The 23,201-nt window shown below is 56.6% G+C and carries 24 protein-coding genes; 6 read left to right on the top strand and 18 right to left on the bottom strand.

Going from position 1 to position 23,201, the window contains the following annotated elements; genetic code table 11:
- Positions 1-170 precede the first annotated feature (170 nt).
- The 4 genes from PSAB_RS01470 to PSAB_RS01455 form a co-directional block, all read right to left on the bottom strand.
- On the bottom strand, positions 171-776 hold the full coding sequence (locus tag PSAB_RS01470; protein WP_025332815.1) for a C39 family peptidase: 606 nt from the start codon (positions 774-776) through the stop codon (positions 171-173).
- Positions 773-1,009 (bottom strand): response regulator, encoded by a 237-nt coding sequence (locus tag PSAB_RS01465; RefSeq protein WP_144240448.1) that lies wholly within the window; start codon positions 1,007-1,009, stop codon positions 773-775. Before PSAB_RS01465 ends, PSAB_RS01470 begins: the two co-directional genes overlap by 4 nt.
- Before the next feature lie 129 nt (positions 1,010-1,138).
- A complete protein-coding gene (locus PSAB_RS01460; protein ID WP_025332813.1) occupies positions 1,139-2,077 on the bottom strand; it encodes a glycosyltransferase family A protein in 939 nt (312 codons plus the stop codon).
- 184 nt (positions 2,078-2,261) lie between these two features.
- Entirely contained in the window at positions 2,262-3,029 is a 768-nt protein-coding gene (locus PSAB_RS01455) for a YheC/YheD family protein (protein ID WP_025332812.1), read from the bottom strand.
- Positions 3,030-3,235: 206 nt separating this feature from the next.
- On the opposite strand from PSAB_RS01455, the gene PSAB_RS01450 reads away from it, so the two are divergent.
- Complete coding sequence (locus PSAB_RS01450; RefSeq protein WP_025332811.1) at positions 3,236-4,351, top strand: glycosyltransferase family 4 protein; 1,116 nt, start codon at positions 3,236-3,238, stop codon at positions 4,349-4,351.
- 146 nt (positions 4,352-4,497) lie between these two features.
- Positions 4,498-4,824, top strand: a complete 327-nt coding sequence (locus PSAB_RS01445; protein ID WP_025332810.1) for a P-II family nitrogen regulator — start codon at positions 4,498-4,500, stop codon at positions 4,822-4,824.
- Between the two features lie 137 nt (positions 4,825-4,961).
- Here the strand turns inward: PSAB_RS01445 and PSAB_RS01440 are convergent, their stop codons facing one another.
- From PSAB_RS01440 to PSAB_RS25870, 6 genes are all read right to left on the bottom strand, one after another.
- Positions 4,962-6,212: a DUF445 domain-containing protein gene (locus PSAB_RS01440; RefSeq protein WP_025332809.1), complete on the bottom strand. Its 1,251-nt coding sequence runs from the start codon at positions 6,210-6,212 to the stop codon at positions 4,962-4,964.
- A 385-nt stretch (positions 6,213-6,597) separates the two neighbouring features.
- The gene (gene hxlB, locus PSAB_RS01435; protein WP_025332808.1) at positions 6,598-7,146 is read right to left on the bottom strand and encodes a 6-phospho-3-hexuloisomerase; all 549 of its coding nucleotides are present in this window, start codon (positions 7,144-7,146) and stop codon (positions 6,598-6,600) included.
- Between the two features lie 294 nt (positions 7,147-7,440).
- On the bottom strand, positions 7,441-8,181 hold the full coding sequence (locus PSAB_RS01430; RefSeq protein ID WP_025332807.1) for an orotidine 5'-phosphate decarboxylase / HUMPS family protein: 741 nt from the start codon (positions 8,179-8,181) through the stop codon (positions 7,441-7,443).
- Positions 8,178-9,479 (bottom strand): MFS transporter, encoded by a 1,302-nt coding sequence (locus PSAB_RS01425; protein ID WP_025332806.1) that lies wholly within the window; start codon positions 9,477-9,479, stop codon positions 8,178-8,180. The genes PSAB_RS01430 and PSAB_RS01425 overlap by 4 nt, the downstream gene beginning before the upstream one ends.
- Before the next feature lie 2 nt (positions 9,480-9,481).
- The gene (locus PSAB_RS25875; protein ID WP_025332805.1) at positions 9,482-10,441 is read right to left on the bottom strand and encodes a sugar kinase; all 960 of its coding nucleotides are present in this window, start codon (positions 10,439-10,441) and stop codon (positions 9,482-9,484) included.
- Positions 10,441-11,271 (bottom strand): sugar phosphate isomerase/epimerase family protein, encoded by an 831-nt coding sequence (locus tag PSAB_RS25870; protein WP_025332804.1) that lies wholly within the window; start codon positions 11,269-11,271, stop codon positions 10,441-10,443. The genes PSAB_RS25875 and PSAB_RS25870 overlap by 1 nt, the downstream gene beginning before the upstream one ends.
- A gap of 333 nt (positions 11,272-11,604) precedes the next feature.
- Here PSAB_RS25870 and PSAB_RS01410 point away from each other — a divergent pair, with 333 nt between their 5' ends.
- A complete protein-coding gene (locus PSAB_RS01410) occupies positions 11,605-11,802 on the top strand; it encodes a helix-turn-helix transcriptional regulator (RefSeq protein WP_025332803.1) in 198 nt (65 codons plus the stop codon).
- A 3-nt stretch (positions 11,803-11,805) separates the two neighbouring features.
- Positions 11,806-12,225 carry a hypothetical protein gene (locus PSAB_RS01405; protein WP_025332802.1) on the top strand — a complete coding sequence of 140 codons (420 nt, stop codon included), beginning with the start codon at positions 11,806-11,808 and terminating at the stop codon, positions 12,223-12,225.
- 91 nt (positions 12,226-12,316) lie between these two features.
- On the opposite strand, the gene PSAB_RS01400 is transcribed toward PSAB_RS01405, so the two are convergent.
- From PSAB_RS01400 to PSAB_RS01370, 7 genes are all read right to left on the bottom strand, one after another.
- Positions 12,317-13,141: a D-Ala-D-Ala carboxypeptidase VanY gene (locus PSAB_RS01400; protein ID WP_025332801.1), complete on the bottom strand. Its 825-nt coding sequence runs from the start codon at positions 13,139-13,141 to the stop codon at positions 12,317-12,319.
- 106 nt (positions 13,142-13,247) lie between these two features.
- Positions 13,248-14,336: a HAMP domain-containing sensor histidine kinase gene (locus PSAB_RS01395; protein WP_038595461.1), complete on the bottom strand. Its 1,089-nt coding sequence runs from the start codon at positions 14,334-14,336 to the stop codon at positions 13,248-13,250.
- A complete protein-coding gene (locus PSAB_RS01390; RefSeq protein ID WP_025332800.1) occupies positions 14,329-15,018 on the bottom strand; it encodes a response regulator transcription factor in 690 nt (229 codons plus the stop codon). The genes PSAB_RS01395 and PSAB_RS01390 overlap by 8 nt, the downstream gene beginning before the upstream one ends.
- Positions 15,019-15,127: 109 nt before the next feature.
- Positions 15,128-16,147, bottom strand: a complete 1,020-nt coding sequence (locus tag PSAB_RS01385) for a LacI family DNA-binding transcriptional regulator (RefSeq protein WP_025332799.1) — start codon at positions 16,145-16,147, stop codon at positions 15,128-15,130.
- Positions 16,148-16,273: 126 nt separating this feature from the next.
- A complete protein-coding gene (locus tag PSAB_RS01380; protein WP_025332798.1) occupies positions 16,274-17,074 on the bottom strand; it encodes a DUF6492 family protein in 801 nt (266 codons plus the stop codon).
- 94 nt (positions 17,075-17,168) lie between these two features.
- Positions 17,169-17,888 carry a YhfC family intramembrane metalloprotease gene (locus PSAB_RS01375; RefSeq protein WP_025332797.1) on the bottom strand — a complete coding sequence of 240 codons (720 nt, stop codon included), beginning with the start codon at positions 17,886-17,888 and terminating at the stop codon, positions 17,169-17,171.
- Entirely contained in the window at positions 17,857-18,462 is a 606-nt protein-coding gene (locus PSAB_RS01370) for a helix-turn-helix domain-containing protein (protein ID WP_025332796.1), read from the bottom strand. Before PSAB_RS01370 ends, PSAB_RS01375 begins: the two co-directional genes overlap by 32 nt.
- A 154-nt stretch (positions 18,463-18,616) precedes the next feature.
- Here PSAB_RS01370 and PSAB_RS01365 point away from each other — a divergent pair, with 154 nt between their 5' ends.
- Positions 18,617-19,426 carry an alpha/beta fold hydrolase gene (locus tag PSAB_RS01365; RefSeq protein WP_025332795.1) on the top strand — a complete coding sequence of 270 codons (810 nt, stop codon included), beginning with the start codon at positions 18,617-18,619 and terminating at the stop codon, positions 19,424-19,426.
- A 312-nt stretch (positions 19,427-19,738) separates the two neighbouring features.
- Entirely contained in the window at positions 19,739-22,297 is a 2,559-nt protein-coding gene (locus PSAB_RS01360; RefSeq protein ID WP_025332794.1) for a UvrD-helicase domain-containing protein, read from the top strand.
- 388 nt (positions 22,298-22,685) lie between these two features.
- Here PSAB_RS01360 and PSAB_RS01355 read toward each other — a convergent pair whose 3' ends face one another.
- Positions 22,686-22,922, bottom strand: a complete 237-nt coding sequence (locus tag PSAB_RS01355) for a DUF6953 family protein (protein WP_025332793.1) — start codon at positions 22,920-22,922, stop codon at positions 22,686-22,688.
- Positions 22,923-23,201 lie beyond the last annotated feature (279 nt).

Here is a 23,201-nt window from a genome sequence, read left to right as displayed (position 1 = left end):
CGATCAGGACTCCTTTATTCATTCTCGCCGCCTGGAAAGCTGCCTGGCTCCATGCGGCGCAAACGTTTGTTTTTTGAAATATTTTCTAGGATTCTCCGGGATTATACAACGCGTCCGGTCTGCTGTCAAACCGGTTTTCGCCCTATATTCTGAAAGTTCCGGAACTTGATTCAGGTCTCCTTCCGAACCGGCTTCACAGACACCATAGTAATCACCGCCCGGTTCTCCGTATAATCGATCAGCCGCTCTCGGCTTGCGGTATATCCTCCGTCCGCGCGCCTTGCGCCGTTATCCTGCACGATCAGCCGGGGGCCGACCTCCGTCAGCTCATAGCCGATCCCCACCGTCCAGTGATAATCGAAGGCATAGTTCCCCGTCCAGCGCAGGGACAACCATTTGTCGAACTTCACCGCCACCGGCCGGTCCGCGTCGATTTCCGCCTTGTATAAGGCGAAATCATTGAAGCTTCTCAGCTGGATTGTTGAGGTGTCCCCGAGCGCCGACCGGAAATACGCACCGATACCCTTCACAAGCCCCCGGGCGCTCATCCCCCAGAGCTTTCCGCCGTAACGATCATATACATGGTTGATCTGCTCCGCTTTCGAGCGGAAGCGTTCCAGGCCTATCAAGGCAGACAGCCCCAAACGGCGCCCCCAGTATTCGGCGATCGCCGCCATCGTTGCCGGCCCGCAAGCGGATGCCGAAGACCGGACGCCCGGCGCCCATTGGGTGTACGGCTCCAGATCCAGCTTTTTTCCGGTTCTGCCAATAGTCATTGCGAAGCCTCACCCCGGCGCGTGAGCTGAATCCGATCGAATTCCGGAGAAAAAAACCGGGTGCTGACGAAATCCCTGATTCCGAGGGGAAAGCACCGCTCGCGGTCTTCTCTCCTAGCGTATGCGGCCGCTGTCACAATATACGACGACTGTTCCCCGGGAAGCCGGTCCTTCATCCGGGCGGCCGCCATCAGGCCGCTTGCCAGCGGCATCCGAATGCCCCTATGTACCACATCGAACCGCTCCTTTCTCTTAGGAGAATAAACGAAACACCCGTAAATCCAGGCTTCTGCCCAAGATTTCGGGTGTTTCGGTAAACAGCGGATAGGGGGCCCCTGCCTGTTCCAGCGAACAGACCGGGGTCAGACGCCCGTCGATCCGCTCCGGGCCAGCACGCTTCTCAGCTCCCGTATGCCTCTGAGATAGCCGGTGCTCGCTTCCTTCCGCCGCTTAAAGGCGGTCTCGGCATATAAGAAAAGGGTCGTCCACAGCAGCATGGCATAGCGGAAAGGCGTTAATCTGCCGGTTCTGAGCTTCAGCAGCTCGTAGTGGTTAATCACCTTGGTATAGGCAACCAGCTCTTCCTTGTCTCTGGAAGCCGGAGAACCGTGGTGAATCAGCTTGAGTCCAGGATTGATCACCATAGGCCCGTAAAGGCTGGCCAGATAGGACAGATACAGGTCTTCGCCAAGGCTGTAGCCGTTCAGCCACTCGACCGGCTCCACATCCCGCAGCGCGGACTTGCGGAAGCACATATTGCAACCGTGAAGGAATTCGGTCCGGAAGATCTTCTTCTGCCGGTTCCACAAGTTCATGGACGAGGCAAATCCGCTATAGGACAGCTTGCCGGGAGCGAAACGGCTTCGGCCGCTGATCAGCATGAGCAGCCGCCCTTTCAGGGAACAAGAGAAACTCTGGTCCACACCGCCGACGCCGACAGCATCGGGATAGCGTTTAAACGTCTCCAGAAGGACAGCCAGATAGTCCAGCTCCAGCTCCACATCGTCATCCAGAAAGAGAAGGGTCTCCGATCTGGAAGCATGTGTCGCATATATCCGCGATCTCAAGAGACCGGCTTCCTCCCGTTTTTTCTTGTGGTAGCTCAGTTCCATGTTTGAAGGCATTTCCTTCCTGACCTCTTCCAGCCAAGCTTCTTCCGTATCGCCGTCGTCAATAATCAGAATTTCGATCGCCGAACCAGCGATGCCCTGCTGCCCGAAGATCGATATCAGGCATTTTCGCATATCCTCATGTCTGTTCCGGGTGCAAATGGCTACCGACAATGTCAGAGAGTCGCTCAAACTCCCACCCCTTTCGAAAAAATGACTGCCTGAAGGCTGTTCTCGAAACTAGCATTTATGCTGTGACGGAATATTTCATAACTGCGCAATTTTTTTGTATTTACCCTTTATTGTGCAGGTCTAAACGCAAAATGCAACATTTTCTTAAACTTTTTTCATTTTTTCAGAAAGCGGGCGGAAGAAGTCAGCGTTTGGAGGGGGATTGCTGCGCCCGGCGGAAGGCCATAACTTTACGGTACATTGATTTGTCCTTAAGCTGATTGAAAATGAACGGATCGGGACTGGTATTGACTTCAATGATCCAGGGCGTCAGGGAACGGTCAAGGCCGATATCGACGCCAAGCTGCTTGAACCCGGGGTAATTTTTCTTGTAGAACTGCCCGATATCTTTACCGAGCTTCTTCAGACGTTTTATTGTAGCAGCCAACTGCGCAGCGTCCGTATGGGGCGCGAGCAGCTTCTCCACAGCCGTCGGCTTTCCGCCAGCGTGGTAGTTGGTGACAATCTTCCCCTTCCCGGCCACTCTGCCGATCAGCCCCGTCGTCTCCCAGATGCCGCGCGGACCGCGCTGGACCATGACCCGGATGTCAAAACGTCGCCCTCCCGCTTTCAGCAGGTCGATTCCTTTTTGAATCAGGTAGCTTCGGCCTTTGGTGATCGGCTTCAGCGAGGCATAAAACGCCTCAAAGGTGCTGAACGTTCTTTGCTTCGTTCCGCTCTGGAACCAGTACACGGCTCCCCGTTCCCCGGCCCTGCGCTCCGCCCGGATGACACCGTTTCCGAACGTGCCGACCTCCGGCTTGATATACACCATCCCGTATTTGTCCAGCATCCGCTTGGCGTTCTCCCGGGTCAGCCTTGCCGTCTCCGGAATCAGTGCCGAAATCTCCGGACTGCGCAGCAGCACCTTCGTTTTAATCCATTTGCTGGTCAACGTGGATTTTGCCTTCATCCTTGCTTCCACTCCCGTTCGCTAATCTTCTGTCGTTACAAGGTAAGCTATGCTTGGGTGAAAGCTTTGGCATTGGATAGACGCCGCTTTCCGGCAAAGAAAGTGTCTCCCGGCAAGGCATGAGCATATAGTGCAAGGAAGAAGAACTATGCCTGACGGGGCTTTTTTGGGAGTTACGCCGCCGGGACGGGGAAAGGAGCCTAACGATGAACATCTGCATGATCGCGCCGGGACGGTTCCCGCTTCCGGGCAGCGGCTCCGTCGAAATCTGCATCTGGGCGGTAGCAAGGCAGCTTGCCCGCCGGCATAACGTCACCGTCATCTGCCGGGAAACTCCCGGGCAGCCAGACCGGGAGATGCTCGAAGGCGTCCGGCTGATCCGTCTGCCAGCGGATACTCCCCGCCTGTACTTTGCCTGGGCGGTGAAGACCGCCTCGGAGGAACCGTACGAGCTGATTCAGGTCGATAACCGCCCGCATCTGATGGCCGCCGTAAAGAGGGCGGTCCCCGGAACTCCCGTTGTACTGTTCCTGCACTCCCTGACCTTTGTGCCCGCCACACTGAAGGTCGCCAAAAGCCTCCGTGAGGCCGATCTGATCGCCGTCAACAGCCTGTCCCTGGGCAGCAGACTGTCGGGACGCTTCCCCTCCGGCCGCCTGCCGCTTGCGGTTGTGCCGCTGGGCGCCGATTTGTCCCGCTTCGCGCCGCTTCCAGAGGAGGAGCGGCGGCAGCTCCGCCGGGAATTCGGGCTGCCCGAGCGCTTTACGGTTCTGTTCGTCGGGCGGATCATCCCGCGCAAAGGCTTGCCCGTCCTGATGCGGGCGGCAGCTGTCCTCGGAAGACGGCTGCCGGTCCATCTCGTCATCGCCGGAACGGGAAAGCCCGTCTATATGCGCAGCCTCAAGAAGCTCGCGCAGCGCTTGCGCCTGTCCGTTTCTTTTGCCGGCGGCATTCCTCATGCGGACATCCACCGGATCTACCAAATCGCCGACTGCCTGGTCTGCCCGTCGCAGCAGCATGAATCATTCGGGCTGGTCAACGTGGAAGCGATGGCCTCCGGTCTGCCGGTAATCGCCTCGAATAACGGCGGCATCCGCGAAATTATCGTATCTGGCCGCAACGGCTTCCTGGTGGACCGGTACCGGGAGAGCTCCTCGTTCGCGCGGACGATGCTGGCGCTGGCCCGGGACCCGGAGCGGGCACTCTCCATCGGCATGAAGGGGCGGCGGGACGCCACCGAAGCGTTTGACTGGGCGCGGACGGCCGGCCGGCTCGAATCCCTATACGCTTGGCTCTGTAAACTTCAAGAAAAAAATAAATGACATGCAATGACATTATTCACTTTGGCAGTTCTTTATCCGTTGTATAATGTGTTTGTAAGCGTTGCCATCCCGAAATAATCATTACAGCGCCTCAGTCGGCAACACCCTGCATATTCTTTTCAATGATATAGAGAGGGTGGATTATAATGTTGATGCTCAAAATTATCGTAAGACCGCAAAAAGTAGATGAAGTGATGGCGGAACTGCTGAATGCGGGCTTCCCGTCCATCAGTAAAATGGATATATTGGGACGCGGCAAGCAAAAAGGGATTCAAGTGGGCGATATTCACTACGACCAGATTTCGAAAAAAATGCTGATGATGGTCATTCCTGAAGACGACAAGGAAGAGGTCATCGACATTGTGAAGCGGACGGCGAGAACCGGGGAAAAAGGCTCTTTCGGTGACGGCAAAATCTTCGTTCTCCCCGTATTGGAAGCGTATACAATCAGTAGCGGCAAAAAAGAACTGTAATTTATCCAAGAGTGAACGGCGTCGGCTTCGTATATTTAATTCTATAGAGAGACAGGCTCAAAAAAAGAAAGGGCGAAGCCCCGGATGCTTGCTGCAAGCTCCGGCCTTCGCCCTTTGCGCGCTTCGCGCTTCCATTATTATCCCAAGGAGATCCATTGGATCGCGGAAAGCACCAGACCGACGGCAAAGCCGCACACCGCACCGTTGACGCGAATCCACTGCAGGTCCTTCCCGACTTTCTCCTCCAGCATGGCGACCAGGGTGGCATCGTCCATTTTGTCGAGATTCTCCTTCACCAGCACACCGATCCGGTAATGGTTGGCCTCCGCGAACGCGAGCAGCGAGAGGCGGATTCGATCCTCCAACTCCAAGACCCATTCCTTCTCCCCGGCGATGCGGCGGGCGAGCAGCGCATAAGCGGCGAACAGGCCCCGCCCGCCGCGGGCGCGGTCTTGCTCCAGCAGCGCAAGCGCCCTTCCGCGCATGTCCTCCAGTCGGGCCAGCAGGAAGACTCCCGCCACTTCCCCTTCCAGTTCGGCCGCAGCCCAGTCCCTCAGCGAATTCATCCGCTCCTCGTCATTTACGAGCTGGAACAGGGCAACCCGAATCTCCCGGATGATGGTCTCGCGGTAGACGCTATCCTCATCCCGGATATCGTGCAGGGCCGACAGCAGCATATTCTGCAGCAGATCGCCAAGCATCTCCTCATCGACAAACCCGGCAAATGCCTGAAAAGCCATTCCCTTGAAGCCGCCCAGCTTAACCTCGGCAAGCTTGGAGGAAGCGAGCTGTCCGAGCATGGTCTTCGTCTCCGCCCGGCCGAGCCAGGCGGCCGCTTGTCCGAGCCCGTAATCGAGGGCGTCCTTATCCTTTCCGTCATGCACGAGTCTCGTGACGACCGTATCGGCGGCCTCTTTCAAATCCGCGCTGCGGACATAACCCGCGAGCGCCGATTGTAGATGCGGCAGCACCTTCTCCGCCGGAATCCGGCTCACCAGAACAGCCAGGCGCTCCAGCATCTCCGTCCGGTTCTTCTTGCGGCTAAAGAAGCGCGTGAGCATCGAGGAGCCGATCTGGATGAAGCGGATTCCGCGCAGCTTGTTCTCGATGCTCTGCTTGTTCAGCAGCTCGTTCTCCATCGCCGAAATCAGGGACCCTGCAATCTTGTCGCGGTTCTTCAGCAGCAGAGACGTATGCGGGATACGAAGTCCCAGCGGATAACGAAACAGCGCCGTAACCGCGAACCAGTCCGCAATCCCGCCGACCAGCCCCGCCTCGAAGCCTCCCCTGAGCAGCTCCACTGCCAGATTGCTCGGCAAAAACAGCGTCAGCAGGAACCCGCACGCCATGACCACAAGTGAGATTGTCGCTAAATATCTGGATTTCATCCTATGCCCCCCACATTCTCTCGAAAAGCCTGCACATCAAGAAGAAACAGCTGTGCCGTCCTTTTAGGGACGGAACCGTTTCTCGTAGAAATATAAGTCAAAATGATAAGCACTCAGCTTATAAATCTTATATTTCAAGAAGAAACGGCTGCGCCGTCCTCTCCCAAGGAGAGCATCCGTTTCACATCAATAGATAAAGGCCTTGAATAAGCGCACGGCTTATGCTTTCTAATATGTTTAAAAAATATTGTACCACGAATAATCCCCGTTTCGGAAATGAACAGAAATGGAGCTTAAAGTAGTCCGGCCGGAATCAAAAAAAGCAGTCCCCCGGCTATCCTGACACCGGGGGACTGCTTCAAATTCTGCGGAACTGTGACTCCCGCTATTCTACATTGCTATGCTGCTTGTATGCGGCAGCATGATCGACGCCCCGCAGCTCCGCGTAGCTCAGGCAGACGCTGTCCAGTACGAGATGGACGCACTGGTCGAACAGGGAGCCGAGCGGCTGGACGCTTCTGCGTTCACCCTCGCGGCGGTGCTTGGTCGCCGCCGGAATGGTCAGCAGCCGCGAGGCGGACCGGCCCAGCGGCGAGCCGTCATCTGTCGTCAGGGCGATCACGAACGCGCCCAGCTCCCGGGCCTTCTGCGCCGTCCAGACGACGCCGTGAGTCGTTCCCGACCCGGATACGGCGACCAGAATGTCGCCTGGGGAGATGGACGGAGTAATCGTCTCGCCGATCACGTAGACGGTCGCGCCCAAATGCATCATCCGCATGGCGAATGATTTCGCCATAAGACCCGACCGGCCCTCGCCCACAACGAAGATCCGCTTTCCTCCGGCCAGCAGCACGGCCGTTTCCGTTACAACCGTCTCATCCACACGCTCCAGCACTTCCTTCGCTTCCAAAAGGATTTCCTTCAGCTTGCTCATCTTGGCGTCACTCCTTATCTGCTTATGAATCGCTGAATCACCATCTTGTCCCGTGGGGATGCTCCCTGTATTTGTTTCACAATGAACGTTGTCAGCTATATAAGCTGAACTTAAGATTTTCTCATCAGATATCAGTCGTAACTACGAGGAACGTTTGGACTTCCGGCCGCTGCCCATCTTCAGATTTCTCGATTTAACCCACTCTTCGTGGATGAAATCCGAAGACAAAGGCGATCGCTATCGCTCCTCCAGTTCCAAACTTTCCCTTCGTTACTCCTTACCCTGATGTCATTTTTAAAGTTCATCGTATATAGAACGGCCCCTTAATCCGCCCTCTCCGGCATACTCCCGGATAAGCTCTTGAAATCGGCGGGCTGCCTGCGCCGGATCAGGCGCCTTCGTAATCGCCGAGCCGACGATGATGACCTCGGGCTTCAGCGCCAGCAGGCCCGGCAGCGACTCCAGCGTAATGCCTCCGGCGGCGGCAATCCTAAGGCATGCCGCACCTTCGGCGCCTGGGCCGCCGTCTGCTCCGTCGCCACTGCCCTCCCGTTCTCCGGCAGCGTCATGCGCCGCTGCCCGGCTGCCGCCTGCGCCTTGCAGCCGGAGCCCGCCGCCTTCCTGCTGGTCCTTGCTGACATGCAGGCAGTGGATCGCTCCGGGATGCCCTGCCAGCTCCCGCTGCTGCTCCGGCGAGGTATGAAGCAGGTCGATCATGACCTGCTTCTCCAACCGCCGCGCCGTCTCCACGCACAGCGCCACGGTAACCGGCGGTGCCGCGCCCATAACGGTCGCTACATCCGCCCCGGCACCAAAGCACAATTCAAATTCGTACTTCGCGTTATCGAACGTCTTCATGTCCGCAACGATGGTTTTATGCGGAAATTCACGCTTAAGCGCTTCCACGGACGCCATGCCGAATTCCTTGATCAGCGAGGTGCCCACCTCGATCCAGTCGATATAGGGCTCCGTTCGCCGGACCATAGCTGCTGCTTCCTCTATGCTCATCCGGTCTAGCGCCAGCTGGATTTTCACCGCGCGGACACCTCCAGCTTCGGCTCAGGCTGCTGCCCGGACACCTTACGGGCTTTGCCGACCGTCATGGTCAGAATCGCCGACAGGAGCAGCGAGCCCGCCATGAAGATATAGGATGCGCCGAAGCCGCCGGTGGAGCCGTTCAGGTAACCGACGATATATGAGCCGGCAAAAGATCCAAGCGCGCCCATACTGTTGACCAGCGCGATCGCGCCGCCCGCCACGTTGCGGGGCAGAATTTCCGGCATGATGGCAAAGAACGGTCCGTACGGAGTGTACATGGCGCCGCCTGCGATCACGAGCAGGATAAAGGAAATCCAGAAGTGATCCGCGCCCAGCAGGTACGAAGCGTAGAAAGCGACGGCGCCGATCATCAGGAACGGCCAGACGAATATTTTCCGGTTGAGCGTCTTATCGGAGAAATAGGAAGCGGTCAGCATGCCGACAACCGCCAGTACATAAGGAACGGACGACAGCCAGCCGGTCGTTACCATGTTCATATCGGGAGCCGACTTGATAATTGAAGGTAGCCACATCACGAAGCCGTACACGCCGATGCTCCAGAAGAAATACTGCAGGCAGAGCTTGATGACAAGCGGGGACTTGAACGCTTCGCCGTAGTTTTTTACAGGCTTGAGCCCTTTTTGTTCTTCCTGAAGAGCGCCATCAAGCGCCTTCTTGTCTTCATCGGTCAGCCATTTCGCTTCGGAAGGCTTGTCGTTTACGAGCTTCCACCAGAAGAAAGCCCAGATTACCGGCGGCAGCCCTTCGATAATGAACATCCATCTCCAGCCGACGGAGGATACAAGATAGCCGGATACAATCGACATCCACAGCACGGTTACGGGATTGCCGAGGATCAGGAACGTGTTGGCGCGGGAGCGCTCTTTTTTCGTAAACCAGTGGCTTAAGAACACCAGCATCGCCGGCATAACCGCACTCTCGACCACGCCGAGACAGAACCGGATGACAATCAGAAAATGAACGTTATGGACAATACCGGTAGCCGCAGCCAGCAAGCCCCATAGAATGAGAGACCAGAAGACGAGCTTCTTGGCGCTCTTGTTCTCGGCGTAATGCGCGCCAGGCACCTGAAAGAAGAAGTATCCGAGGAAAAAGAGCGCGCCCAGCAGCGAGGACATCGAGGCCGTAATCTGCAGATCCTTGGCCATGCCGGCTGCTGCGCCGAAGCTGTAGTTCGCCCGGTCGAGGTAAGCCAGACTGTACGTAATGAATACGATGGGCATGAGCCGTAGCCAGCGCGCAGCAACGAAACCGCCGCTTTTGTTATTATTCATGATTATTTCACTCCCGTAAGTTGATATTGGAGATAAGTTTCAAGTTCCGATTTGGTCGGATAGCCGTCATGGTCGCCTTCAGACTGCACAGCCAGCGCGCCGATCGCGTTCCCCCGCTGTACCGCCTGTGAAACCGTAAGCCCTTCCAGCATACCGCTGACGAGTCCGACGGCAAAGCCGTCTCCGGCTCCCACCGTGTCCACAACCTCTTCCACCTTGAAGCCCTGTACGGTGCCTTCGTCCGTCTGCGTGCGGAAGTATGCGCCCTCCGGCCCCAGCTTGACGACAACGAGCGAGACGCCCTTGTTCAGATAAAATTCGGCGATTGCGCGCGGGTCCCTGGAACCGGTCAAAATCTCGCCTTCTTCTACTCCCGGCAGCACCCAGTCGGCGCGGCAGGCCAGGTCGTTGATGACCGATACCATCTCTTCACGGGAGGACCAGAGCGAAGGCCGCAGATTCGGATCGAAAGAAACGCTGCGTCCCTCCGCCTTCATTGCACCCAAAGCCGCATATGCGAATTCGCGCGTCTCTTTCGTCAGCGCCGGAGGGATGCCGGTCATGTGCAGATGGCGGAAGCCGGTCAAGTAGTCCGGTTCCACGTCTGCACCCGAGAGTGTGCTTGCCGCCGAGTTTTTGCGGAAATACTGCACCTGCGGATCGCCTTCCAGCACCTTCGATTTCAGCTGAAAGCCGGTCGGATGCGTGGAATCGCGTGTGACGCCGGAGATGTCGATGTTCTCCCTTTCCAGGTACTCGCGGATATATTCCCCAAAAACGTCGTCGCCCAATCGGCTGACCCATCCCGCTGAAAGCCCCAGCCGGGCAAAGCCGACCGCCGTATTCACCTCCGCTCCTGCCAGACGGCGGCTGAACTTGTCGATGTCCTTCAGAGCCCCGGGCTTATCGGCGACGAACATAACCATGGCTTCTCCGAAAGTGACCACATCCTTCAGGCTCATTATGCTATCCCCTTTCCTGCTGCTAATTTGTTCCCGGAACCGCCGCTCCGCAGCATTCCGATATATCGTTCAAGGCATTCCGCCCCGGGAAGCGCGAACTCGATCGCCCGCGGCACATTCCCCGGCAGCCGCCCCAGCAGCTTCCGCCATAGAGCATCCTCTTCTTCCGGAAGAGGCAGAGTGACCCACATGCCGCCCGAACGGACGACATGCTTGAAGTGAATATAGGCGACGTAAGGAGCAAAAATCGCCGCGGCCGCCAAGGGGTCCTCCTCGCAGTAGATCCAGTTACCCGTATCGAACGTCATCTTCACACCGTCCAGCCCGCACCGCTTCACCGCCTGAAAAAACGCTTTCAAATTATCCGCTTTGCCTCCGTAAAACGTTTGGTCGTTCTCGATCAGCAGCGTCAGCGGCCCCGATTTCTCCCGGTATTTCCGAAGGAGCCGGTCAAGCTGGATGAGCCGGCCCTGTTCGGCAAGGATCAGCTCTTCCTCCGAGGCCAACCCCGGAATGCCCGCATAGCAGCCCAGCGACACTTTCAGCATTTCGGGCTTCAGCACCGCCGCTTCCCCAAGAATGTGCAGGAGCAGCTCCTCGTTCAGCCTTCCCTCCTGATTCCACAGCTCCATCGGAACGGAGTATACGCAGCGCAGGCCGCTGCGCAGGTTCGCCTCGCGGCACTCGGCAAGCGGAAGGGCTCCCGGCGGGAACAGCTCGCGTCTGATTTCGATGCCGTCCGCACCTCCGGCGCGAATCGGCTCCACCAAGTGCTGCTGCGCCACGCAAGCGTTTCCAAAAACAGAAGTTGGAACAAAAACCGCATTCATCCTATCGTCCTCCTTCTTGTAATTTGCAAATCATGTGAGTCGGATTGTGCCGGATACAGTCGCCTTATCAGGGTACGTGGAATCGATGTAGTGAATCGGTTTAGTAAATCGGTTTACTACTGCTTATGACCAAATTATAATCCAGCCTCCTCTCCTTTGCAAGCCCTTTCTTTAAAGCGCTGTCATTTTTTTATTTATATGTTCGAGTACTAGCGCAGAAGCGGAAATCCGGATATGAACAAGCCCATAAATGGAAAGTTGGCTTTACATCTCGCGAGCCGGATGCTATATTGTAAATGTAAAGCTTACTTTCCATTGAAACGAGGTGCAAAGTTGAAGAACCGTCTGGAGGAGATCCGCAAACAGCATGGAATCAAGCAGGAGGAATTGGCCGAGGCTTTGGCGGTTTCCAGACAGACGATCGGCTCGCTGGAGAATGGCCGCTATAATCCATCTATTATTTTGGCGTTCAAGATCGCTCGCTATTTCAAGCTGTCAATTGAAGAGATTTTTATTTATGAGGAGGAATAAGTTGTGAAAAATGGCTCTGCTGTGCGAAATGCCGGGGCGCTTGCATTGGGAATTCTGCTGTTGGCTGCCGGTCTACTGGAAGTAGGAGACATGGCCAGGAACATATCCGGTGTGTGCGCAGGCTTAGGCGCCGGCCTGATCGGTATGAGCATTTCCAACCTTTTCATCATCCGCTATTATGCCAAGCACCCTGCGCTCAAGAAACAGCACGAGATTGAAGCCGGGGATGAACGAAGCGTCTCGATCAATAACTTGTCGAAGGCCAAGGCCTTTGATATTACCATAAGAGCAATGATGCTGATTCCCTTTGTGCTGATCCTTGCGGATTCACCCCTCTGGCTCACGCTTGCCGTTGTAGCGTTCTATGTATTCTCTTACAGCATCCGCTACTATTACATCGTCAAATACAGCAAGGTCATGTGAAGCGCATGAACAAGGCTGCCCCTGAGCACCTGCGGCTTAGGGACAGCCTTACCAAGCGGATATCTAGCTCTCAGAGTTTGGTATGCACCCTTTAGCGGGATGTGGTCACAATGACCCCGCCTATATTATCGCCTGACAGCGAATAGCGACGTCCTTCCAAGATATAGATCACCGTATCTTTGGCTATGGGAACATAAGAAATCTCATAGGATTTTCCGCCCGTTTCAATTGAAATTGTCCGCTTTGTTTTCAGATAATCCAGATACTCCTCCAAAGTGAAATTTTTGTCTTTCATAATCAAGCTGTGAGGCAGGCCCACATAACGAAAATGCCAGGGTTCATACTGAATGCCTGTGATATCCGTCTTATCCTTGGGGTATCTCAATATGAATCCGTATTTCCAGGCGTTTTTCTCCAGCCATTTGCCTTCGGCTGCCCGGTTCATCTCCATTTCCGTAGAACCGATATCAAGGGACAAGCCCAGATTATGCTCACTGTGCCCGGAAGGCAGCGCGTAATCGGCTCCTTTTTCCTGGTAGAGCCGGTCCTGCTCATCCAAGCTCCGATAACCGCTGCTGATCATAAAATGCCGGACCCCGTCCCCTTCTGCAGCCCCGATCATGACGGAAAATTCCCGTGCCACTCTTTGCGATAAACGGATAGTGTGGTCCAGAAGCGCATAGCCCTGGGTCAATTCCTTATAGCCGTAAAGATTCACGATATCGGGTTGTATTCCCACCTTATGTAATGAATACTCTTTATTAACCAAGAGCAGATCTCCCTGGTATACCTGCTCTTCCGTAACCTTGACCGGAATGTTGCCGGCATGATCGTTCGTTTCGCGGATTACGATTTCACGGCCCTGCTCACAGCTTGTTAGCAGCAGCAAGGCAAGCGCCAAAAACCACTTCTTCATTCTCAGCTCCTCCTTTTCCTTATATCTCCTTACACCCATTAAGGATAGAGAAAGTTGTTTAATAAAGAAGTGGTGTATTTCTTAAATATTTTTAAAGTGTCCGGACTCATTTCGGCAAACGCACTTCAAAAAGTGTCCGGATTATATCGCTCTGAACGGAAATAGTTCCTTTATGCTGTTCTACGATATTTTTTGCTATGAATAAACCGAGACCCGTGCTTCCGCCCTGATGGGTTCGCGACCGGTCGCCGCTGTACAGCGCATCAAAGATATAAGGCCGTTCTTCCTCCGGAATTGGGTCTCCGTAGTTGACGATCTGGACGATTGCGGCCTCTTCATCATGAGTACAGCTAATGTCTATGAACTGACCGTCCCTTCCGTAACGAGCGGCGTTAGTCAGAATATTCTCAAATACGCGGGCTAACAGTTCCCCATCCCCCAATATATTCACCTTCGGAGGAACACTCAATCTGGCGGTCAGATGATGGTTCTCAAAGATAGGATACAATTCCTCATTTAATTGACGGAGCAGTTCACTAAGCTCAAGCGGTTTCTTCTGGATGGCAAGCTTACCATGGTTCATACCGGCAATCTCGAACAGTTCGTTAATCAGTTTCTCCAGACGCCGGGATTTGGTAAAGGCAATGGATGCAAAATGCTGCACTTGATCCGCAGTCAGCTGCCTGTCACGGAGAATGAAATCCAGATAACCCAATACAGAAGTGAGCGGCGTCCGTAAATCATGTGCCAAATTGAGGATCAATTGATCCTTGCTGCTCTCTGCAAAATCTCCCCTTTCCACGGCTTGCTGCAGCTTCTCCCCCGCCAAATTGATATCCTGCGCAATCTTCTCAAACTCGTCATTTGAAGAGATCTGAACCCGATCCTTGAAGTCCCCACTCGCCAGACGGTGAATTCCCGCAGATATCTCATTGAAATAAACAGCATAAGGCTTGGTCAGGAAGAAGAATACTAGAATCGCCAGCGGCACAAAGAAAATCAAAAAGAAATTCAGATCGCCAACATTTCGGATCATGAGACGAAACCGGCTCAAAGAATCGCCCGCACGCGCGTTTTCGTAGTAATAATACTGAAGCACTTTATATAGCAGGAAGGTGACAACCCCGGACAAGAGCATGCTGAAGCCCAACAGCAGAATCATTTTTGATCGGAAACTCAGGAACCTTCTAGCCATTGAAAATATACCCCACGCCCCAAATGGTTTTGATCCATCGGTTAGGTTCTTCGCCAAGTTTTTTTCTTAACGTACGGACATGTACCATAACCGTATTTCCCCCTTCATAATAGCCGTCTCCCCAAACCTGCCGGAAGATATGATCCGCACTGAATACTTGTCTGGGGTGAGCGGCCAGCAGATACAGGATATCAAATTCTTTGGGCGTCAGCTTTACCGGATTGCCGTACAGAGTCACTGAATGCTTGTCCGGATCGATGATCAATCCGCCCGCCTCCACCTGCCGATTATTCGCTGCAGCCGATGGACTCAGCAGTCTGGATCGCCTGAGCTGCGTATTTACCCTGGCCATCAGCTCCATGGGATTAAACGGCTTGGTCATATAATCATCCGCCCCCATGACCAGTCCCGTTATTTTGTCCAGATCAGAGGTCTTGGCGCTCAAAAAAATAATCGGAAAGAGATACCGCTCACGGATTTGACGGGTCACCTCATAGCCGTCCAGCCCGGGCATCATGATGTCCAGGATCGCCAGGTCAATACGCCGGGACTTCACGGCATTAACAGCCTCTTCGCCGTCCGCCGCTTTAATCGGGCGGTAGCCTTCCTTCTTCAAATGCAGCGCAATCAGCTCTGCAATTTCAGGATCATCGTCCGCAATTAATATAGTAATCCGATCCATCCGTATTCCACTCCTGTACATTGAACGCTTGTATTATTTTACAATTATTTTACAACAAAAACCGCCCCTTCCGCTGCGAGAAGTGACGGTTCTTTAATCAGGGATAACTTTAGGAGGTAGATTTGCTCCGCTTCATCTCCGACGACTGCCGCACTGCCAGCTCGCACTTGAAGACGTACTCTTCCGGCGTCAGGTCTTCTTCCGAACGGATGCGGCTGATGATCCGCTCGGCGGCCCTTCTTCCCATCTCGATCGAAGGCTGGCTGATGGTCGTAAGCGTCGGCGTAAGCAGGTGGGCAAACTCGATATTGTCGAAGGCGACCAGCGCCAGATCCTCCGGCACCCGGAGCTGCCGCTCCTTCACAAAGGCCAGCGCCTCCAACAGCACGAGGTCGTTGCCCGCGATCAGCGCCGTCGGCGGCTCCGGGCCGTCAAACAGCTCGCGGAACCTCCTCCTTAGGCTGGAGATTTCCGCATTGATGATATACCGGCCGTATTCCAGCCCGTGGTCGCTCATCGCCTGCCGGAAGCCTTCCGTCCGCTCCGTCCGGGTGCTGATTGTCAGCGGCGCCGTGGCGAGCGCGATTCTCCGGTGTCCCCGTTCCTTCAGATGAGACACTGCCTCATACACCGACTCCCGGTTGTTGACGACGATGGTGTCGGCCTTGACGCTGTCCACCTTCCGGTCCATGAACAGGATAGGGTACCTGTGCCTGGCAAGCTTTTTATAGAGAGAGCCGTTCTTCCCCGTAGGAAGCAAAATCATGCCGTCCACCTGCTTCGCCTGAAGCATTTCGGCGTACTTCTTCTCCTTCTCCCCGTCTTCGTCGCTGTTGCACAGAATCACGTTGATATCCTGCTCCTGGCAGTAATCCTCGATGCCCCGGCATATTTCGGTGGAGAGCCTGTGCATGATATTCGCCACAATGACGCCCAGCGTTGACGTCCGCTTCTGCTTCAGTCCCCTTGCGAGTACATTTGGCTGGTAATCCAGCGCCTTAATGGCCTCTTCGATCTTGGCTCGGGTTTCGGCGCCCATATGCTGATAGCGTTTATTCAAATATTGGGATACGGTGCTTTTGGACACGCCGGCTCTTGCGGCCACGTCTCCGATTGTCGCTCTGACCAATGTTCTCTACTCCCATCGTTACAGCTATATCCATCTACTATAAAGCGCCTCGCGGCGCTTGTCTAATGGCGGAGGGAGGCGGGAGGCGGCGCACTTGACGGACAAGTTTTTAAAAAGGCTCTGCTGTCATGGCTTCGATGTCCGGCTATACCCTTTCCGTTTGTGGAAAGAGAGCGACCGGTAGATCCGGGCATACTTGGCGGCTGCGGCTGTGGAGAGGTTCGACCCGCTCATGCTCAGGCTTTTGTTGCGCGCCTTCTTCAGCACCATCCCTCCGGGGTTCTTGGCATATAGGTAGTTGCCGTAGGTTTCAAATTCGGAAAAAGCAAACTGCCGGGTGCGATTCATGCTGCGCATAATGGCTGTATACCACGGAACGCCGTGTTTGGCCTCAATTTCCCGCTTCATGCGGGAGAGACGGCTGCGCTCAAACAGCATATAATGCGTCACGAACGAGGAAGGGCGGACCGCCTTGCGCCCCATCAGCTTCCGGTAGGTTGTGAAATACTCCGGCTGGCTCCAGTTCCGGCAGTAAAAGATCGTCTTGCCGCCGGTGCGGAACCGGTGCGGCGCAATCAGGACGGTATCGGCGTCGATGACCAAAAAATAATCCGCCGTGCACAGCTTGTCGCCGCCCAGCTTCAGCAGCTGCTGAAACAGCCAGCCCGAGCGCTCCCAGGTGCGTGACCGGTAGTTGATATCCTTTTTTGTGATGGGAAGCACCGTGTTTTCATCAACGAAGGTACAAGCCTTCCTGCGGCAAAAATCGAGAATCCGCTCCTTGCGGGGGGCGACGATCATCACGCTGCGGATCGGGTGCCTAACCTGCTTCCTGACAGCGTCAACCACATGCGGCAAAGTGGCCAAATCCTTCTCGATAGCCGGAATCAGCACATCGATGGCGGGTCCTTCTAATGTACGGGACATTATCGTTCATCTCCACTTAGTCAATTTGCTGTTAGAGTATGAACGTCCGCCCCAAAGGGAATGGGCCCTTTAAGATCGCCCGAAGCTTGGGCGCTTACCAGAGCAGCAGCCCCGCCGCAAGCGTCAGCAGGCCGAATGCCGCGGCATACAGGCTCACTACCGGCAGCGGAGCCGCTTTAGCCAGGCGAACCGCGCCCAGGTTGAAGCCGCTGTGCAGCGGAATCATCAGCGCCGCCGTCCAGGGGGTATGGGCGATAATCAGCGCGGCGCCGATATGAAAGGCCGAAGCCCAGATCCGCTCCAGAATGCCCCACAGGGGACTTGCCTGCAGATTGCCCTGCGCCTGCAATATCTCTTTGGCCTGCATCGCCTTCTCGTCGGTCCGCTTGACCAGGGACAGGATCACGAGCGTGTTGACGATGACAAACAATACTTCGATAGCCGCCCAGCCCTGACCGAGCGACAGCGCCTGCGGGAACGAGGCGGCGAGAAGGGAGAGCAGCGCGAGCCGCACGCCTTCCTCCAGCACGCCGGAGCTGCCGCCTACGATCAGCTTGGCCCGCTCCTGCGGCAGACCCCGGACAAGCGCCGCCAGCGGCCCGCGCAGGAACAGCGCCGCCAGCCAGCCAAGCGCCCCCAGTCCGAAAACCTTCCACTGCAAGGGAATTCCCGCCGCTCTGAACAGGACTCCGTACAGCACCGGCACGAGAAGATAAAGCGGCACAAACTTCAGCGTTCTTCCCGTCAATCCGGCAAATGGGTCATTAGCCGGATTCTCCACACTAGTTTCCTTCTTCATTTGCTCTGCCAACATCGTTCTGCTCCTCCCCTTCGTCTGCGCCACCGGTCAAGCCGGAGAGCGCTCCCGGAATAACGATCGTAGAGATCATCCGCCGGCGGCGGCCCTCGCCCGATTCGTTCCCGGCGTACTTTTGCATAGGCCGCCTCATGTCCTCCAGCAGCTGCGCATACTCCTCATCGGTCAAGTACAGCTGCACCTGGCGTATGGATACGCCATCCTGTCTCATATCGTATTTCTCCTGCTGCACATAAGCGCTGAAATCGCCGATAAGCGACGAGGCGAATTTCAGAAAAAAAGCCATATGCTCGCCGGCCGCCCGCTCCGTCGTATCCGCTGGCGTGGCGTCTTCGCCTCCTTGCGACAGGTAGTATACTTTTTCCACCGCACCGCGCACCTTGTTCTCTTCGGCTACCTCAAGCACGCCCGCCTTCAGCAGCTTGTTCAGATGCCGGTACATGGTCGCCTGCGGAATATCCTCCAGCTCCTTGACCAGCTGCTGCGTCGTCCGCCGTCTGCCGTTTACCAGCGCCTGAATGATGCGCATCCGAATCGGATGCAGAATCAAATCGGCCTTGGACTGGGCCATATGCTCACCTCTTTATCGTTATCATTATCGATAATGATAATATTTTTTCTTGTGGAAATCAACCCTTTTTAAGCCTATTTCTTTTTCATCATAGCGCCCGGAAGCCGCGCGTATACATCGAATAGTCAACGATACCGAAAGGCGGGATGACTCTGTGCAGTACTATATTGAAACCGAGCCGGGCGTCAAGCTGTTCGTGGAGGATATCGGCAGCGGCATACCGGTTGTGCTGTTGCATGGCTGGCCGCTCGATCACCGGATGTTTGAATACCAGGTGACTCATCTTCCGAAATACGGCTACCGCTGTATTTCGATCGATTTTCGCGGCTACGGCCAATCCGATAACCCCTGGGAGGGTTACACGTACGACCGGATGGCCGACGATGTCCGGGCGGTGCTGGATACCCTCCGGCTGTCGGACGTGCGGCTGGCCGGCTTCTCCATGGGCGGCGCCGTCGCCCTGCACTATGCGGCCCGGCACCGGGGCTGCCGGCTGTCGCAGCTGCTGCTTCTGGCAGCGGCCGCTCCGAAGTTCGCCCGGGGAGCGGATTACCCGTACGGAATGCCCGTAACGGCCATCAATCAGCTGCTCGCGGGCGTGTATACCGACCGGCCGCAGGCGGTCGCGTCCTTTGGGGAGAATTTTTTTGCAAAGCCGGTTTCCCCCGCCTTTCGCGAGTGGTTCCAGTCGCTCTGTGTAACTCCATCCAACCACGGAACCGCCGGGGGCGTAATGATGCTGCGGGACGAGGATCTGCGCCCCGACCTTCCGCTGATTCAGGTGCCCACCGTGATTTTTCACGGGGTTCTCGATCAGATATGCCCGTTCGAATTCGCCCGGCTGATGCACCAGGGCATCCGGGGCTCGCAGCTCCTGGCCTTTGAACATAGCGGGCACGCTGTTTTCTACGATGAACTGGAGCTGTTCAATCAGCGTCTGATTCAGGTGCTTGGCGGGAGATAGGCCTGGACGCGGTTCATCAATTGTCTTCCTGCCCTAAGGTTCCTCTCTCGCGTGGCGCCGGTTAATAGATTTCCATTCGCGTCCCGGTTTCCTCTCCCTCCCCGGCGCCGGTTCGTTAAATTCCCGCCCGCGCCCCTCGGGTGCCTCCATCTTGATGATGCCTTCCAACCCAGCGGGTACCTCCATCTTGATGGTGCTTTCCAAGCCCGGCGGGTACCTCCCTCCGGATGCAGACTCCCTTCAGAGATGGTATAGTGTAGGTTGGCAAAAATGCCATTCGAACACAGGGTATAGGTAAAGGTGAAGGTTATTATGAACAAGCTGCTGTTTCATCCGGTTCCGCCGGGAGCCTCCGGAACCCGCGTCCCGCGGGCGGCGGCCGCTTCGGCGAAGACGAGCCGGGAGCTGGTTCGCGGAGAGGAGCCGGACGCCGGCTATTTCCGGACGCTGGAGCAAGGCGGCATCCTGCTGAACGCCTCACAGATCGCGGCGGTACGGCATGGTGACGGACCGCTGCTGACGCTGGCGGGCGCCGGCTCCGGCAAGACGAGCGTACTGGTCTGCCGGACAGGCTATTTATTGTCCGTGCGCCGCGTTTCGCCCGGACGCCTGCTGCTGCTGACGTTCTCCAGCAGGGCGGCTGCGGAAATGCGGGAGCGGATCGGCAGGCTGCCTGGTATAAGCGGAATGGGGCTTTCGGGGCTTCAGGCCCGCACGTTCCATTCTTTTTTCCTGTATGTTCTGCGGAGGCAGGGGGTCATGCAGGAGATTTTCCACGACACGCGCCGCCAGCATATTCTGCTTAAATCGATCATGCGCGAGCTCGGCCTGCCCAAGGACGCCTACCCGCCGGAAAGCCTGCTTTCCCTTCTGTCCGCCTGCAAAATGAACATGGGCGACGCGGATACTCTCCCCGATCTTACGAATGCGGACAAGGAAATCAAGGAGATTCTAAAGCGCTACGAGCAGTGGAAGCGGGACAACGGCAAAATCGATTTCGACGACGTGCTGCTGCACGCCTACCAGATGCTGCTCGAACGGCCGGAGCTGCTTGCGGAGCTGCAAAGAACTTATCAATATATTATGGTTGATGAATTTCAGGATACGAACTTGCTGCAGTACGAGCTGATCCGCATGATCGCGCGGCCGCACGGTAATCTGATGGTGGTCGGAGACGACGACCAGACGATCTATTCGTTCAACGGGGCGCGGAGCGATTTTATTCTCGAATTCGAGCAGGTATACCCGGAAGCCAAGGTCATCACGCTCGACATCAACTACCGCTCCGGCCCCGCCATCATAGGCCTCGGCAACGGAATTATCCGGGGCAACACGCGGCGGAGGGCCAAGACGCTGCGCTCGGCGGCGCCGGAAGGCGTTCCGCCCCGGTACCTCCGCCCCTATACGGCGGATGAGGAAGCGGAAGCCGTCGTGGAGTACATCGCTTCCGCCGTGGAGCAGGGAGCGCGGAGCTACGGCGATTTTGCCGTACTGTACCGGGCATCGAGCAGCAGCCGTGCCGTGCTGGAGCGCCTGCTGATCCAAGGCATCCCATACATTGACTATGGCGAAGGCCGGCTACTGTATGAGCACTGGCTCATTTCGCCGGTCGTCAGCTATTTGCGGCTGACGGTGAACCGGCGGGATTTCGCCGCCATCGAGAATATGCTGCCTACGCTCTACGTCGGCAGAGAGCAGGGAATGGCCCATATCCACCGGATGGAGGCGGCGCAGCCGAAGCAGGGGCCGCTGATCCACCTGCTGAGCCTGCCCGGTCTGGCCGATTTCCGCCAGACCGCCATCAGGGAGCGGCTGGACATGCTCCGGCATCTGCGGGAGCTGACACCGCTCCAGGCCATCCGGCAGATCCGCAGCCGGTTCTATGATTCCTTCGTGCTGGCGGACGAGCGCCATCAGGCGACGCTGCACCGGGAGACGCTGAAGGAAATGCTGGACGAGCTGGAGCTGTCGGCGGGGCGATTCGGGAGCATTCCCCTTTTTCTTGATTTCATCGACGATGTGATGTCCAGGAACGAGCATCACCGGCAGCCCAGCGGAACCGGGCAGGGCGACCGCGTTGCGCTGATGACGATCCACAAGTCCAAAGGGCTGGAGTTCCCCGTTGTCCTGCTGCTCGGCGCGTCCGAGGGCATCCTGCCGCACAGCTCGGCGCTGGAGGCGGGCCGCCTGAAGGACCGCCAGACCGCGGAGGGCGGCGGAGAAGCGCTGGCGCTGCTGGAGGAGGAACGCCGCCTGGCGTATGTGGCGGTCACCCGCGCCAAGGAAGAGCTGCTGGTCAGCTCGCCTGCGCTGCACCGGGGCCGGAAGGCCCCGGTGTCCCGCTTCATGCTGGCGGCGTTCGGCGCCGCCGAGGCTGCGGGAGCGGCGGCAGCCTCGGCGCCTGGCGGCCGGTCAGGCGGCGGCGTAGCCCGCCATGGGCGCACCAGCGGCACGGCGGGCGGGGCCGGGGAACCGGCCGGCCGCAGCGGTTACGGCGGCAGCGCAGACCGCCATGGGCGCACCGGCGGCACGGCGGGCGGGGCCGGGGAACCGGCCAGCCGCGGCAGTTATGGCGGCGGCGCAGACCGCCATGGGCGCACCGGCGACGCGGCGGGCGGGGCCGGCGAATCGGCCGGCCGCAGCGGGCATGGCGGCGGCGTAGACCGCCATGGGCGCGTCAGCGGCGCGGCGGGCGGGGCCGGGGAACCGGCCGGCCGCACGCGCACGGTCGCGGTCTGGAGCTGCCCTTCCGCCGCCTGCCCGGGCTGGATGCGCGTCAAGACTGGCGGCGCCGAGGACCATCTGGCGCACAAGCCCTGCCCGCTGTGCGGCACGCCGATGGAGAGGGGCACCCGGGACGTTCCGGTGTAGAAACGCCGCTAGACCGGAATTCCTCCCTTTTATTTCTAGCCAAATGAAGCTTTACCGGTTACGAAAGGGATTTTCTCCACTTTATTAGCGCGTTTCCCTCTGTTTTCCGCAAAATCACAAGATTAAGAGGGAGAAATTCCAGCTTAATTAAAAAAACAAGCCTCTGTCCGATGAATAACCGGGAGAAATTCCGGCTTATCCATCAGATGATATCGCAAGCAGCGCCACAGGACGCAAAAATCTCCAGCCCCCCCTTAAAGAGGGTACAGCTGGAGATTTTCATTTTACCCGCGGCCCTTGCTTGCCGGGTTCTCTTGACCGGGCTTATGTATGGCGGGCCCCTTCTTCCGCTATGTGCCGTCCGGCTTTCAATCCGCCGGATTCCTTATTAGGTCCAGGCCCACAAAAAACCGTCCCGGTCCCAGGCAATCCGTCCTCTGTGCAGCTTGCGGAACGCCTTTTTGACTTCCTTCGACAGCGAAGCGTTGCCGTTCTCGTTCACAAAGACGAACTGCTCTCCGAAATTTCTTTTTACATAATCAATAGCATCGGCCTGGTACAAGGTTCCCGTAAAACGGATTTCCTTCACCATCCACTCCGCCACATCCTGTGCTGTCGGTTCCACTGCGGTCCTCTTTTCTTTTGGCTTATATAACATGAACTTGAGATTTTCCCATTTGGGTATCGCTCGCAACTGCAAGGAATGTTTGGACTTCCGGCTGCTGCCCATCTCCAGATTTCTTATTTACACCGCTTTTCGCGGATGAAATCCGGAGACAGCTTATGCTTTCGAAGCGAGCTTTCCTTCGGAAAGCTTTCGGGCGGTCGCTATCGCTCCTACAGTTCCAAAATTCCCCTTCGTTACTTCTAACCCTGATGTAATTTTTCAAGTTCATCTTATATA

This window comes from Paenibacillus sabinae T27, assembly GCF_000612505.1.
GTDB lineage: Bacteria > Bacillota > Bacilli > Paenibacillales > Paenibacillaceae > Paenibacillus_AQ > Paenibacillus_AQ sabinae.
The sequence above is the reverse complement of the archived record's forward strand: the minus strand, read 5'-3'. Positions and strand labels throughout refer to the sequence as shown.